The following is a 14,847-nucleotide window of genomic DNA, read 5'->3' as shown; positions in this document are numbered from 1 at the left end:
GAATGAGTAAAGATGGGAAATTGATTCAATTAGACAGAAACTTTACAGATGAAGAAAAGCAGTTGATTCAATTAGACGGTGAATCACTCGATAGAAAACAAATTGAGCGTATTGCTTTTGGTAAAGTGCCAGTAGGAATTACCGATCATGCCTTGCAACGTGTTCGAGAAAGTCGGGAGCGTATTGAAAAACAATTACGAGATGGAAAAGTTATCTATGGTGTAAATACTGGATTTGGCAAGTTAAGTGATATTCAGATTGAAGATGAAGACATTACAAAATTGCAACTTAATCTGCTTCGTGCGGACGCTGTAGGTGTCGGGGAGCCTTTACCACAACCTGTCGTACGGGCCATGATGGTTTTACGTGCGAATGCACTAGCAAAAGGTTTTTCCGGAATTAAAGAAGACACACTACAATTATTGGTTCAGTTGATCAATAAAGGCGTTCATCCAGTCGTTCCGTGTAAAGGTTCTGTAGGTGCAAGCGGTGACTTGGCTCCATTATCGCATGTAGCGATTGTACTAATTGGTGAAGGCCGTGCAGAATTCGAGGGAGAGATCTTGCCAGGCGGAGAAGCACTAAAGCGTGCGGGATTAAAACCGGTCACTTTGCAGGCAAAGGAAGGACTTGCTTTGATCAATGGTACGCAAGCAATGACTGCAGTTGGTGTTATTGGATTAAATGAAGCGGAACGTGTAGGTCTGGCTGCGGATATGGCAGCAAGTCTAACAATGGAAGCATTACAAGGGATCATTACAGCGTTTGATAAAGGACTTCTAGCTGTGCGACCGCATAAAGAGATGGAAGTGGTCGCCTCACGAATGCGTAATTGGCTAAAAGGCAGTAAACGAATAACTAGCCAAGGACAAATCCGTATGCAAGATGCCTATTCCATTCGTTGTATTCCGCAAGTGCACGGTGCCTCTTGGCAGTCGCTTCAATATGTCGATGATCGTTTACGTGTCGAAATGAACTCTGCCACAGATAATCCAATCATTCTTGAAAACGGCGAAATCATTTCTGGCGGTCATTTTCACGGACAGCCGATTGCACTGGCTATGGACTTCATGAAAGTTGGCGCAGCTGAATGGGCTAATATTTCAGAAAGACGAATTGAGCGATTAGTCAACCCGCAACTTAGTGGACTTTCTCCATTCCTTGCAACAGATCCAGGTTTGGAATGTGGTTTGATGGTGGCGCAATACGCTGCAGCTGCACTTGTTTCGGAGAATAAGGTACTTGCCCATCCAGCGAGTGTAGACTCTATTCCAACTTCTGCTAACCAGGAAGATCATGTCAGTATGGGGACAATTGGTTCTCGACAAGCACGTGAAATTATTCATAACAGTTCCCGCGTCATCGCAATTGAACTGATTTGTGCTTCACAAGCTATTCACTTGGAGCAAGCGGAGAAAGAGCTTGCCCCAGCAACTAAAGCCTATTTAGAAAAAGTGCGTACTATTTGTCCGCCATTAGAAGCGGATCGTGATATTTCGCAGCAAATTGAAGCATTGTCTACTTTTATCTTGCGTGAGGATATTTTGGCTTGATGAAGTGCCACAGTACCATCTGATGTAAAAACCATTCTATATGATGACATGCAGGGTCGTTATATAGGATGATGAATGAATCTCTATCTATAAAGTACAAAAGCGCATCGCTACTATCAGGATGTGCTTTAAAGTAAATAGATGTTTGAATCCTTCCTAAACACGTGATACAAGCACTTTTATGAGGTAATATCTAGCTATCGTAGTGGCTAGATGTTATCTTATTTTTTATGGTCAGTAAAAGTTATGGAAGAAGGTTCAATACATGGAGGATTCAATACAAGAAAAGATAAAAAATAAAGAGCTAAAAGTCGCTCCCATCATGACTGCGCTACTGATTGGTGGCTTTATCGGATTGTTTAGTGAAACCGCTTTAAATATGACGATGAATGATTTGATAAAGGAATTTGCTATTTCTGCATCTACAGCGCAGTGGTTAACTACGGGATATTTACTCGTGCTTGGTATTATCATTCCCGTTTCCGGCTTACTCATAAAACGTTTTCCGACAAGGAATCTTTTTATTACGAGCATGAGTTTGTCTATTTTAGGTGTACTAATTGCTGCCGTATCTCCAAGCTTCATCATTTTGTTAATCGGACGGATTATTCAGGCGATAGGTACTGGGTTGCTCGTGCCCTTGTTATTCCATACCGTTCTGATTCTCTTTCCACCTTGGAAAAGAGGGACTGCGATGGGATTAGTCGGTCTAGTGATGATGTTTGCACCCGCTATAGGTCCGATTTCAGCTGGATTGATTATTGATTATTTCAATTGGCATATGATATTTTGGTTGATCACACCAATTCTTGTTTTCGCATTGATATTCGGGATGATATACTTACCGAATCTATCCGCTGTTGAAAAGCAAAAAATCGATGCATACTCCATAATTCTTTCTACGATTGGTTTTGGGGGCATTGTAGTTGGATTTAGCTATGCTGGAGAAAGTGAAGGATGGTCAAGTCCGATTGTGATGGCATCTTTTGCGGCAGGTTTGATGGCTCTCGTTCTCTATGCTTTTCGTCAAAGATCAATTAAAGAACCGATGCTTCATTTGGAAGTGTTTAAGCATCCAATGTTTACGTTAGGCATTATCCTAACGTTGTTTGCTAATCTAATTATATTTTCTTCCAATATTTTATTGCCACTGTTTATGCAAGCAGGACTCGGTTTATCAGCTTCTAAAGCAGGCTTATTGCTATTACCGGGGGGTATTTTTAACGGTATTACATCTATGGTCAGTGGGCGGGTTTTTGATCGATATGGTCCAAGGGGCTTGGTTATTGGTGGATTTGCAATGAGTATTGTAGCTACGTTATTTTTTGCCACGATTTCATCGACGACTAGCTTTTACTGGATCATCCTCTTCTTCATGCTCTTAATGATGAGTATGTCAATGGTGACGACACCCTCTCAAACAAATGGAATTAACTCGCTACAACTAAACCGCTATCCTGATGGAACAGCAATTGTTAACTCGACCATTCAAACGTCTGGAGCAATTGGTACAGCGATTGGGATTACTATACTAAATACGTCACAAAATACGTTCTTACGCAATATTAGCGATCCTATTACAGCTGCTCATCAAGCCGAAGCAGTCATTACAGGTGTGCAAAACGCATTTTTATTTGCGACCATTATATCGATTTTTGGTTTTATCTGTTCGCTATTTATCAAGCGGGTCAAAGTGTATAATGGCTGACCAGTTGATCGCGTAGTATGATTTTCATTTATTTTATAAATTCTGTGAATTCTTACTATAAATTTTCATTTCCTATTACATTCAATACTCCTATATGATACAATACGAATCATAATAGTAAGAATTAAAAGGGGATGGGTTTATGTCAACAACGAACCATGCATTAGTAAAGATTGCTGCTACAGCGAAGTGGGACGAAGGGGTTCGCTCTACTCATACGATCCGAGACTTCGAAGGTTTTCCGATGGATGAACCTGTTCATTTAGGTGGAACCGACACCGGAGCGAATCCACTTGAATTTATTGCGGCTGCGCTGAATGGCTGTAAAGCGGTAATGATTCCATTAATTGCGAACGAGCAAGGCTTTGTTTTTACAGCAATTCATTTTGATACGACAGGGATCGTGGACGCTAGAGGTTTGATGGGGGAAGAAGGCATAAAAACACATTTCCAGAAAGTTCGTTTTGTTTGCGAACTCACTACACATGAATCAGATGAAGCGATCGAGCAATTGAAAGCGGAAGTGGAAAGAAGATGCCCCGTATATAATCTATTTGCCGATGCAGGAATTCCTTTGGAGTCGAAATGGATAAAGAAATAATGCAAGCAAAGCTAAAATCGCGTGAAATCAAGTTTTCTAACTTGGTTTCACGCGATTTTTTATTCGAGTTTTCTAATCAGCTAGTATTTTATCGTTCGCAAGCAAAATCATCTTTATCGCGATCCATTTTAGCTTGATATGCGGGATGACTGCTTGGCACACCGTTAGGATAGGTCTTCCTTAGTTCTGTACAATTTTGAAACCATTCCGTGTTTTGGACAGGTGGTGTGGGCTTGGCTACAGGCGCAACTGGTTGTTCTGTCTTTACAGAATGGGGTGCTGGTGTCTCTTTTTGAGGTGCCGGTTCAGCAGGTTTTTCTTTTACTACCTGCGCGTTAAAGCCTGAGTCGGTAGCATAATCTTCAACTGACCAAATACCCAACTTTTTTTCTTTCGCTATCGCTTGTGTCTTCTCGTAAGAATCTACGTATCGAGTATTTGGGGGGTAGATGTACGCTACACGAGCTAAACCTTCACTCAACAAGACTTTTTGGAGGCTTTTTCCATCTACATAAATATAGGCAAGTAAACGGTCGTATTTATCAAAACGTTCTCCTACATCGAATTCAATTTCTAGTGTCCCGCTTTCTATCAGTTCTTTGTTTCTAGCTTTGGCTTCATCCCCAAACGGTTGCTTCCCCAGTCTAGGATGATTTGTTTCAGGCGTGTCGATCAACAAGTATCGAACGTTTTGCTCCTTACCGTTATAAAGGATCTTAATCGTATCGCCATCTATTACTTTCACTAATTCTACTGGAATTCTCGCAGTAGTACCGCTTGTATCCGTTGAATCCTGTAGTTTTTTAGGAGTTACTGTTAAAGAATCATTTTTTTGTGGCACAACGACTGGAACGGGTTTTTCTTCAGTAGCTTTAGAACTTTCTTTTTTCGGTTGTTCTACTTCTTTTACCGCTTCTTTTTCAGGTATGTCGTTCGTCGTTTCAGCTGGTGTATCTGAAGACGTCTGTTCCACTGAATCAGCTTTCTCTATTTCAGGCTCTATCTCATCTGGCGTAATGACTACCGCCACTATGAACATCGCAACACCTACTAAAGCGAGGGTGGCAAAATTTCTCTTGCGCTTTTTAAAGATCGCTTTAATAAGTAAGCCGACGACACCAATCAATATAAATAGAAAACCAAATAACGCAAAAAATACAAACATATTATCACTCTCGATTCACTTTAATAACATAACACGTACTTCCATGAGTGAGATTACCATAGTTTTCAAGAAAGATATACGCAACTAAATACGTAGTGCTAATAGATCACAAACTGTCATGTGAAAAAGTATTCTAAAATTCATACTTTCAACTAGACTACACGTGAACTTACGGAAGATCCATAGAAACAAATTTAAGACAGAAACGAGAGCAAACCATCACGTTAAATGTTTTCATCTATTCGATGGTGAATGGAGCTACAGATGGTAAAAGAAAATGAAGTAAGAATTAATTACTCATGTTGAAAACATATTAACAACAATAAGCAAACAATAATTAGTTTTGTTTGCTTATTTAGTAAGACTATAACGTTACATAAAAATCGTCGGGAAAGATTCAGATTCCTACATCCTATTATCTGGCCATGTTGATTCGTATTTCGCTGGGTTTCAAGATGATAATGTAGCAATCGGTCCACTGCTAGGAATCGCTAAAGGAATGATTGGCAGCGGCTATCAACCAGAAAAGACCATTATTTTCAATGCGATTGCCGCAGAGGAATAGGGTAATTCAAATACTCGATACGATTGGTCTACAGACGCTTACAATCAAATCTTTACGATTCATCCCAAAATGGGTCGGAAAGATGTTTGCCAATATGAACTTTGAGCTTCCGGCATATGAACAGGCACAAAACCACTGCGGCCTCTATGGACTTCATAATCCAACGTCCCTTGCATAGGATATACTGCATGAAAATCACTTAGGGGGATTGAAATGAATAGAGACGCCAATAATCAATCAACATTTGACTATATCGTTGTTGGAACGGGGCCTGCGGGAGCTGCTATTGCAAGAAAACTAACCGATGATAACCAAAATTCCGTGTTAGTTTTAGAGGCGGGGGATAATAATAGTAAGGAACGGCCAATCAGAGATTCTTTGTTTGCGCCACCATTTATTCTCACTGATGACTTTTTCCCGCAATACTTTTGGCAAGGAAAAAGTGTTCCCCAGAAAAACGTAAAAGGTAGGTCGTTTGATTGGACGGGAGGGCGAACTTTGGGAGGTGGATCTTCCATTAACAATAACCAGTATGTAAGACCATCCCAGGTGAATATGAAACAATGGGAAAACCTTCTAGGTCCACTGTGGTCACCAGAACAAGAGACCTATCAATTTTCACAACTAGAAAACTACAATGGCCAAACGGAAAATCCAAATGCGAGAGGATATAACGGGCAGTTGGATATCAGGCAGGCTCCTGCTAATCCAACCACCATGGCTGAAAAATTAGTTACAGCGATGGAAAAAGCCACTGGTTTCAAAAGAATTTTAGATTATAACGATCCCAATACACCACTTGGCCCCTTCACGAGGTGGCAGCTTTACCAGACCCCCTATGGTCAACGAGAAAGTGCAGATACGGCTTTTCTTTCAACGGATGTTATGACTGATAACGGTGAAGGAGTAAATGGAAGAAGATTATTAGTATCTTATAATTCAACAGTGCAGCGTGTGATTTTTGATGATGAAAGGCGGGCGATAGGTGTTGAATTTCACAAGAAAGGAACATGTTATTACGCGTATGCTCGTAAAAAAGTCATTGTATCAGCTGGAATAAATAGCCCTCAACTATTAATGCTTTCTGGAATTGGGCCATCAGAAACACTGAATAAAGCGGGTATTCCCGTCGTTCATCATAACGCGAATGTAGGAAAGAACATGACCACCCATCCAGTTAACACTGCCACCTTTACAACGAATTCGAATGACAAAGCACTTCCGGACGCTGATCCCTTTGCGCTCTATACAGGTGGAGCCTTCTTGCCGGATCCAATGCCCGGTGTTGACCCCAACCGCCGCGGTGTGCAGTTAATTGGCCAAATCGGTACTGGCGGAATGTTAAGCATCGTCATTATATTATTGGAACCAAAGAGCCAAGGATCAGTCAGAATCCAAAATGGAGATCCATTAAAGATTGTACTTGCCGATGTTGCCTTTTTGAATAAACGTTCCGATCTAGAAACCATAAAAAATATTTACAAAGTATATATTAAAAACATTGCAACGGAACTTTCAAAAATAGATGCACACTATCAACTCGTTACTCCCACACTGGAAACTATTGAGGATGATAGCAAACTTGAAAAGTACATTCAGGAAAATTTAGGTCCAACACATCATATACAAGGCACGCTACGAATGGCGCCAAGTGAAGAACATGGCGTAGTGAATGCTGCCGGGGAAGTATACGGTGTAAAGGATTTGATTGTTGCGGATGATTCTATCGCACCGTTTGTTTCGGACGGCAATACGTCGGCGCCAGCTTTTTTCATTGGCGCAAATATTGCGGAACAAATAGTGAGACAGAATGGTATGAACTCCGAATAAATACCATTGCACGAAAAATTAACAGAGCGCACAAAGTCATCAGACGTATGCACGTGAAGTATACATTTCAATAAGAAGTACCTGTGAAAACAAACATGACTGTTTAATCGTTCATAGTTGTTTTTCAATACAGGTGCTTTTTTTATCGTTTCAACTAGTATACAATTAGATAAATACCTAATTAGACAAAAAACTAAATACCTCAAGTGGAAGGAGAAACCCAATTTGAATGAAGTTTTTAAAGCTTTAAACGACGAAACGAGAAGACAAATACTTACTTCACTCAGTGAAAAAGGTTCTTTGACTGCGAGTGAAATACATGAAGAATTCGAGATGAGTAAGCCGAGCATTTCCAATCATTTAAACATCTTACGTAACGCAGGGCTCGTCAGTTCAGAGAAAAAAGGACAGTATATTTACTACACTCTCCACACAACCGTTCTCCAAGATCTTCTTGTTTGGATGATAAAACTGAATAAATAAATTAAAAACATTCTTAAGTTAGTGCTCCTATACATATGTTCAGGGTAAACTTCATCTTAAAGAATACATGTGTTTGCCTTTAAAGGTGCAGGCGTAATGCTGTGCAGTCGCTGTTTAGCCCTCTGCATACCACCGAAGCAAACAAAATATTGTTTTGTTTGTTTTATAAAAAACTTACGGTTGCACCAAACGCAACTCTTTAAACATTCCCAAATTTTTGTTGCGCGAGTAATTTATGATCAACTATACAACTCAATCGCATCACGAACTACGGATTCTTTAATGTGATAATGTGTGGCTTGCCATGTTGCTTTCTGACCTTTTACGATTAATACTTGTGGTGATTCATGCCTTACGTTTAAGTCAGTTTCAATCGCTTTTGAAACGGCTTGATCTGTCTGTACGACAATAATGTAAAGTGGTAAGTCCGTAACGAGAGTATGTAATTCTTTTTTTGCCGATAGGCTACTGAAACATGTCAAACTCATTTTAAAGAGAAGGACGGATTGTTTTTTGGAACTTTCCCATACAGTCCGCCATTCCTCTATTGTTTTTATGCGTTTCAATTTAAATCCTCCATTTAATACGTTTTATATTTTATGTAGTTTAATCTATACAGTTTCACTATATACCCACGGAGGTATACAATCAATTTATATCTACAGAATTCTATAGAATCTTTTATGTAAATGCAACTTAACGCGATTGGATTCGTTTACATTATTAGTTAATTTTGGTTAAGGGTTGACGCATAAAAATTCAAAATAGTAGGAGGTCCCAATGAGGACTTTTCTTGAGAAATATAAAGTATTAGTATTCTTATTGTTTGCTTATTGGGGCGTCTGTCTGGTCATGCTTTTTAAGAGTTTGGACTTCCTCTACGTTGCGTTGTCTTGGAATGTGTTATTGGCTGTATTACCGTTATTTTTTATTAGGCAAGCGGTCACGACGGTAGGGCAGAGGAAGATCAGTTGGTCTATTTTTTGGATAGTGCTTTGGTTAATCTTCTTCCCTAATTCTGTCTATCTAGTAACGGATTTTATTCATATAGCGAATGAAAAGTTCAAATGGATGTCAAATGCAGGACCGTATGCCCCAGACGGCGCGATCGTATACAGTCATGACATCTTAATATGGATCAAGTTATTAGTGATTGCCATGGGCTTCTTTTATTCCGTAGTAGTTGGACTGGAGTCTGTCTATATTTTCGAACAGATTGTTAGAAAGAAGTATTCAAAGAAGATAGGCTACGTGAGCATTTTAAGTGTAGGGTTGCTGACTGGGATAGGCGTCTATATAGGAAGGTTTTTGCGCTTTAATAGTTGGGATATAGTTTTCAATCCATTCCAAGTGTTAAAGCAAGTAGCAGATGTAGATAGATTTGAAGTACAGTTCATTATCGCGTTCTCTGGCTTTGTTTTATTCTGCTATATGCTTTATCGATCGTTTAAGGAAAAATAACCATAGCACTTGTGGCGGCAACACACATGGATGTTCAACTATTCATGTGGATTGCCAACACGAGTGTTTTTTGATTCTTAACAGCAAAGAATGTTTAGTGCACTTTCAGCAAGGGAAATTACATGGATGAGACGAGTAGTAGTTACGTCCGATCAATTCGTATGTTTCTCAATAAATGCGTGTATGTAATAAAAAGGAGTTAGATAAAAATGGATGAAAAGAATGTACAATCAATGCATTTGAATGATGGAACGGGCCTTCCATCCATTGGTTTCGGAACGGTAAAAGTAAAAGGGGCGCAAGGTGTGGTCAGTACGTTGACAGCGATCGAAGCGGGATACAGACTGATTGACACGTCAACAAATTATAATAATGAGGGAATGGTAGGAGAAGCAGTACGTCGATCTTCTGTGCCTAGAGAAGAACTGTTGATCAGTTCCAAACTCCCCGGCGCTTCACATGAGTACGAAAGAGCGATTCTGATGATTCAAGAGTCACTGTATCGTATCGGAATCGATTACTTTGATAAATACTTGATTCATTGGCCACTTCCAAAACAAGATAAATACGTAGAAGCATGGCAAGCGTTAGTCGATGCACAGAAATTCGGACTGATTAAGACGATAGGTGTATCTAATTTCTTACCGGAACATCTGGAGCGTATCATTGAAAAAACAGGTGTAACGCCTGCTACCAATCAGATTGAACGCCATCCGTATTTTACTAATAACGAACTAGTGGAATACAACAAAAGCCGCGGTATTGTAACGGAAGCATGGAGTCCTTTAGGCCGTGAATTAAACGACGTGTTAGAAAATGAAACGATTGTCTCGATTGCTAGAAAATACAATAAGGAACCAGCGCAAATTATTATTCGTTGGAACCTACAGAACGATATCTTAACGGTCGTAAAATCATCTAACTATGCCCATCAAAAAGCCAATCTTGATGTATTCGATTTTGAATTGTCCGAAGAAGATATAAGACAAATTGACTCTTTAGATAAAGGTGAAGCGGGAAGAGTAGAAGGACAGCACCCGAATGAATATGAAGAATTTGATTAAACGTATCTTTTTTAGTATTAAGTTACATTCAGTTTAATGAATACATGTAATTATTTATTTTATTGTAATTTGAATTCATATGTTAGTGTAATATCCAAACAAGTTTTATTTATATATATCAATGGCGGAGGTGACCTCAATGAAAATGAGTAACTTGCTAATTACATTAATTAGTGTTGCTCTTGTTTTTATCCTAATAAGTAGTGTGCAAGACGAAATTACCTGGCCATTATTAATGCTATTGTTAGTAGTGGGATTTGTAATAAACTTTTTTATCTCTTTATTATCACGTAAGGAAAAATGAAATTAGTCATTAATTTTACATTTTCGCTGCATTTAAATAAATAAGTATAATTATGGTTATCTCTTAGAAGTAGGGGGATTGACTTGAATGTTATTTGAGAAAAATAAGTTCAGTATATTTACGATTATTACTTGTTTAGTGATGATGGTTAGTATTGTATGGACACCACAAAATACTCAGGCTGCTAGTTTACATGTGGATGAGGTAGCTAAGATTACTTCGGAATATCTTGTATTGAATGAAAAAGATGGCACAGTGATCATCGAAAGAGAGGTAGAATTAGAATCTCGAATCGGTAAAGAATATTTTAATGAGTTAGTACAAACCTTAGAAAAACTTAATGAAGTTTTATCAAGTCCAGCAGGTGAGAAGTACAAAAAAGAAATATTCGAAGAAGCAAACTCGAATGTTGTGTCGATGGCTAAAATAAGTGGCTGTGGCGCTGCAACCCTTGCTGGTTTTGCACATACTGGAGCCTTTACTGGGCTTATGACAGTTGCAGGTGTTAGTGGTCCAGCAGGATGGGCTTTAGGTACTGTTGTTGGCGGGGTATGGCTAGCAGGGAGTGCGGCAGCTGGGTGTTTAAAATAATTTATAGATTAAATACTGAGATTAATACTCAAAAGCCCTCCAGCAATGGAGGGCTTTTGAATGTAACTTAATTAGTAAAGAGGTACATTGAAAAAGTCTGCGATTTCAGATCCTGTTATTATGATGAAAATGACTCACCAAGGTCCGCATTGTAAAGGGGCGAGGTGGGTCATTTTTTATTGTATCAACATGAAATTCAACTTTTAAAGGACAACGGCTAAAAGTATTTGTGTAATCGGACGCGTGAATGGAAAACGATATTGAGTCACAATACCGATGAGTTTTTCAGGAAGCCAACAGAGCACAAATCCTGTTTTTGAATAGCGGAACATGTATTAATAATGGACACTCTCGATCTTCAAGCATTTCATACACTTCCTATATATTACGTTTTCTGTATATTCGTGTATACACTGGGCTTGCAGGTGAGCTAACTGTTCTTCTAACTGATGAAGGTTACGGCGTTTTACAGAGATCTGATGTATTAACTGTTCAGTTGTCATAACTCTATTCACTCCTAATTATAGATAGATTTCAGCACCCGATTTTTTAAATTCTTCAGCTTTTTCTTTCATACCATTTTCTAATGCTAGTTTTTCTTCTAAACTGTTGTCATCCGCATATTTTCTAATGTCGTGTGAAATTCGCATACTGCAAAACTTTGGTCCACACATCGAACAGAAGTGGGCGACTTTTGCCCCTTCAGCCGGCAATGTTTCATCATGGTATTCCATCGCGCGTTCAGGATCCAGACTTAAATTAAATTGATCTCTCCAACGGAATTCGAAACGGGCTTTTGATAATGCATCGTCACGTTTGTATGCGTCAGGATGGCCTTTTGCTAAATCAGCTGCATGTGCTGCAATTTTATATGTGATAACGCCTTCACGCACATCCTCTTTATTGGGTAGACCGAGATGCTCTTTAGGCGTTACATAGCACAACATCGCGGTCCCGAACCAACCAATCATAGCCGCACCAATAGCAGACGTGATGTGGTCATAGGCAGGTGCAATATCTGTCGTCAACGGACCGAGTGTATAAAAAGGCGCTTCTTGACAAATCTCCATTTGCTTATCCATATTTTCTTTAATTAAATGCATAGGCACATGACCAGGACCTTCTACCATGACTTGGACATCATGGGACCAAGCAATTTTCGTTAATTCGCCAAGTGTTTCAAGTTCAGCGAATTGTGCTTCGTCATTGGCGTCAGCGATGGAGCCTGGACGTAACCCGTCTCCTAATGAAAAAGCAATATCGTACTGTTTCATAATTTCACATATGTCTTCAAAGTGCGTGTACAAGAAACTTTCTTTATGATGCAACATACACCACTGCGCCATAATAGAACCACCACGTGAGACAATACCCGTCACGCGATGAATCGTCATGGGAATATAACGAAGCAGAACACCAGCGTGGATTGTAAAGTAACTGACACCTTGCTCTGCTTGCTCAATCAATGTGTCACGGAATACTTCCCATGAAAGATCCTCCACTTTGCCGTTTACTTTTTCCAACGCTTGATATAACGGAACCGTTCCTACTGGGACAGGCGAGTTGCGAATGATCCATTCACGTGTTGTGTGGATGTTCTTTCCAGTTGATAAATCCATGATATTATCTGCACCCCAACGTGTAGCCCATGTCATCTTTTCCACTTCTTCAGCAATGGAGGAAGAGACCGCGGAATTTCCGATATTCGCATTGATTTTCACATGGAATTTACTTCCGATAATCATTGGTTCTGCTTCTGGGTGGTTAATATTGGACGGGATAATGGCTCGGCCTCTCGCAACTTCATCCCGTACAAGTTCAGGCGTTACATTTTCACGAATCGCAATGAACTCCATTTCAGGTGTAACGATCCCTTTACGTGCATAATGCATTTGTGTAACATTCATGCCGCTTTTTGCTCGTAATGGTTTGCGTTTCAACAAGGGAAATTCTGCGTCATTTTGCATTTGTTCCATTGAACGATACCCGTTATCTCGTGGCTTCACTTGTCTGCCTTCATATTCTTCTACGTCATTTCGTTCAACTATCCAGTTCTTCTTGATGTTTGGAAGTCCTTTTTTAATATCCACTGTGTAACCGGCTTCCGTGTATTTACCACTCGTATCATAGACACGGAAAGGTTCATTCGGTATTTCCCCTTGATCGGTTACAGTGGGGGATAACTCAATTTCGCGCATCGGTACAAGTATGTCTGGACAACTACCTTGTACATAAACTTTTCTACTTGCCGGAAAACATTCATGGATATGGATTTCTTCTTTCTTCTCTTGCATTTTGTCATCGTCTCCTTTTGAGGTGTGACATGACTCGATTCAAGTAAAGGGAATCGGCAACAAAAAAAGACCAGTTCCGTAGATAGGACCTGGTCTTCAAAACGCAAAAATACGCGTTGCAGATAAAATGAAAACTTCCCTACGCTGGTACGAGCCAGATCAGGTCCAAAGAGTCCGGAATGCGTGTATAATCATTCCATCTCAGTCCAATAACGTTGGACACCCCTAGTTATAGTATTTAATTGTGTGAACAGGAATAGTCTACCATACGCTCAGCCGTTTTAAAAGAGTTATTATACTTTTGATTTCCATACCACTCAAAAAAGCAAGTACTCATGAGAAGTGAATGTCTATGTATGACTTGTAGGATGCATAAGTAGTGATGACGTGAGATAATTAAATATGAAAAAACAAAAGAGGGAAGGATCGTTGTAATGAAGTTGTCGTCGTATAAAATATAAGCGAATGAGAAAGATGAGTGCTATGGGGATGTAAAGTCCAATTCATGAAGCTTGAGGAATCATGGTGCTTGTAGAACATTACATAGTAATTGAAGTCAGTAAAGAAATTATATTATTATGGTCAGGACATGCGTCCAGACAACTAACTAGAAATTTCATTCCAACAGAGGAGGTAACCACTATATGGCTTATGTATTACTAATTATCGGATTTGTATTATTGATAAAAGGAGCCGACTATTTTGTGGATGGCTCTTCAAATATCGCAAGACTGCTGCAAATTCCGCCTATTTTGATTGGTCTCACCATTGTAGCGCTCGGAACTAGCTCACCAGAAGCAACGGTCAGTATTATTGCGGCGATGGGTGGAAACGCAGACGTCGCAGTAGGGAACGTAGTGGGAAGTAATATATTCAATATTACTATCGTGGTAGGGATCGCGGCATTTCTGTTTCCGTTGAAAGTACAAAGTGAGACCATTCGCAAAGAAATTCCGTTTACTTTACTGGCAGGTATAGTGATGTTGGTATTGATGAGTGATATGGCATTACAAGGCTTCAGCAGCAATATGATCACGCGCGGTGATGGAATTATTTTCTTGCTATTCCTATCAATCTTTATGTACTATGTGATTGAACTTGGCCTTCGAAGCCGTCAAAATGCCACACTTACACAAGCCACTGATAATGTGAAGTGGGGAAAGAATATCCTCATTACACTAGTTGGGCTGGCGGCAATTATTTTCGGAGGAGATTTGGTTGTCGATAA

The 14,847-nt window shown here is 39.6% G+C and carries 12 protein-coding genes, 1 pseudogene and 1 riboswitch; of the genes and pseudogenes, 10 read left to right on the top strand and 3 right to left on the bottom strand.

Features of this window, described 5'->3' with window-relative positions; genetic code table 11:
* Window positions 1–2 precede the first annotated feature (2 nt).
* From hutH to CSV73_RS10080, 3 genes are all read left to right on the top strand, one after another.
* The gene (gene hutH / locus CSV73_RS10090) at window positions 3–1,553 is read left to right on the top strand and encodes a histidine ammonia-lyase (RefSeq protein WP_085130883.1); all 1,551 of its coding nucleotides are present in this window, start codon (window positions 3–5) and stop codon (window positions 1,551–1,553) included.
* A 265-nt stretch (window positions 1,554–1,818) separates the two neighbouring features.
* Window positions 1,819–3,261, top strand: coding sequence for a DHA2 family efflux MFS transporter permease subunit (locus CSV73_RS10085; protein WP_099627454.1), 1,443 nt, complete (start codon window positions 1,819–1,821; stop codon window positions 3,259–3,261).
* Between the two features lie 142 nt (window positions 3,262–3,403).
* Window positions 3,404–3,862 (top strand): OsmC family protein, encoded by a 459-nt coding sequence (locus CSV73_RS10080; protein ID WP_085130881.1) that lies wholly within the window; start codon window positions 3,404–3,406, stop codon window positions 3,860–3,862.
* Between the two features lie 88 nt (window positions 3,863–3,950).
* Here the strand turns inward: CSV73_RS10080 and CSV73_RS10075 are convergent, their stop codons facing one another.
* Complete coding sequence (locus CSV73_RS10075) at window positions 3,951–5,027, bottom strand: thermonuclease family protein (protein WP_233202879.1); 1,077 nt, start codon at window positions 5,025–5,027, stop codon at window positions 3,951–3,953.
* Window positions 5,028–5,403: 376 nt separating this feature from the next.
* Here CSV73_RS10075 and CSV73_RS16970 point away from each other — a divergent pair, with 376 nt between their 5' ends.
* The 3 genes from CSV73_RS16970 to CSV73_RS10060 all read left to right on the top strand — a co-directional run bounded on the left by CSV73_RS16970 (window position 5,404) and on the right by CSV73_RS10060 (window position 7,905).
* Window positions 5,404–5,592 (top strand): M28 family peptidase, encoded by a 189-nt coding sequence (locus CSV73_RS16970; RefSeq protein WP_199093074.1) that lies wholly within the window; start codon window positions 5,404–5,406, stop codon window positions 5,590–5,592.
* A gap of 213 nt (window positions 5,593–5,805) precedes the next feature.
* Window positions 5,806–7,422: a GMC family oxidoreductase gene (locus tag CSV73_RS10065; protein WP_099627453.1), complete on the top strand. Its 1,617-nt coding sequence runs from the start codon at window positions 5,806–5,808 to the stop codon at window positions 7,420–7,422.
* 225 nt (window positions 7,423–7,647) lie between these two features.
* On the top strand, window positions 7,648–7,905 hold the full coding sequence (locus tag CSV73_RS10060) for an autorepressor SdpR family transcription factor (RefSeq protein WP_085130879.1): 258 nt from the start codon (window positions 7,648–7,650) through the stop codon (window positions 7,903–7,905).
* 239 nt (window positions 7,906–8,144) lie between these two features.
* Here CSV73_RS10060 and ytxJ read toward each other — a convergent pair whose 3' ends face one another.
* The gene (gene ytxJ, locus CSV73_RS10055) at window positions 8,145–8,471 is read right to left on the bottom strand and encodes a bacillithiol system redox-active protein YtxJ (protein ID WP_099627452.1); all 327 of its coding nucleotides are present in this window, start codon (window positions 8,469–8,471) and stop codon (window positions 8,145–8,147) included.
* A gap of 214 nt (window positions 8,472–8,685) precedes the next feature.
* On the opposite strand from ytxJ, the gene CSV73_RS10050 reads away from it, so the two are divergent.
* From CSV73_RS10050 to CSV73_RS10040, 3 genes are all read left to right on the top strand, one after another.
* Window positions 8,686–9,366, top strand: a complete 681-nt coding sequence (locus tag CSV73_RS10050) for a DUF1361 domain-containing protein (RefSeq protein ID WP_099627451.1) — start codon at window positions 8,686–8,688, stop codon at window positions 9,364–9,366.
* Window positions 9,367–9,575: 209 nt separating this feature from the next.
* Window positions 9,576–10,430 (top strand): aldo/keto reductase, encoded by an 855-nt coding sequence (locus CSV73_RS10045; protein ID WP_199093064.1) that lies wholly within the window; start codon window positions 9,576–9,578, stop codon window positions 10,428–10,430.
* Window positions 10,431–10,821: 391 nt separating this feature from the next.
* Window positions 10,822–11,325: a hypothetical protein gene (locus tag CSV73_RS10040; protein WP_099627450.1), complete on the top strand. Its 504-nt coding sequence runs from the start codon at window positions 10,822–10,824 to the stop codon at window positions 11,323–11,325.
* A 521-nt stretch (window positions 11,326–11,846) separates the two neighbouring features.
* Here the strand turns inward: CSV73_RS10040 and thiC are convergent.
* Window positions 11,847–13,619: a phosphomethylpyrimidine synthase ThiC gene (gene thiC / locus CSV73_RS10035; RefSeq protein WP_099627449.1), complete on the bottom strand. Its 1,773-nt coding sequence runs from the start codon at window positions 13,617–13,619 to the stop codon at window positions 11,847–11,849.
* A 119-nt stretch (window positions 13,620–13,738) separates the two neighbouring features.
* A riboswitch (TPP riboswitch) is annotated at window positions 13,739–13,856 on the bottom strand.
* 407 nt (window positions 13,857–14,263) lie between these two features.
* Here thiC and CSV73_RS10030 point away from each other — a divergent pair.
* A pseudogene (locus CSV73_RS10030) lies at window positions 14,264–14,847 on the top strand (sodium:calcium antiporter); the annotation flags it as partial.

The sequence above is a fragment of the Sporosarcina sp. P1 genome, from assembly GCF_002743155.1.
Taxonomy (GTDB): domain Bacteria; phylum Bacillota; class Bacilli; order Bacillales_A; family Planococcaceae; genus Sporosarcina; species Sporosarcina ureae_B.
The sequence above is the reverse complement of the archived record's forward strand: the minus strand, read 5'-3'. Positions and strand labels throughout refer to the sequence as shown.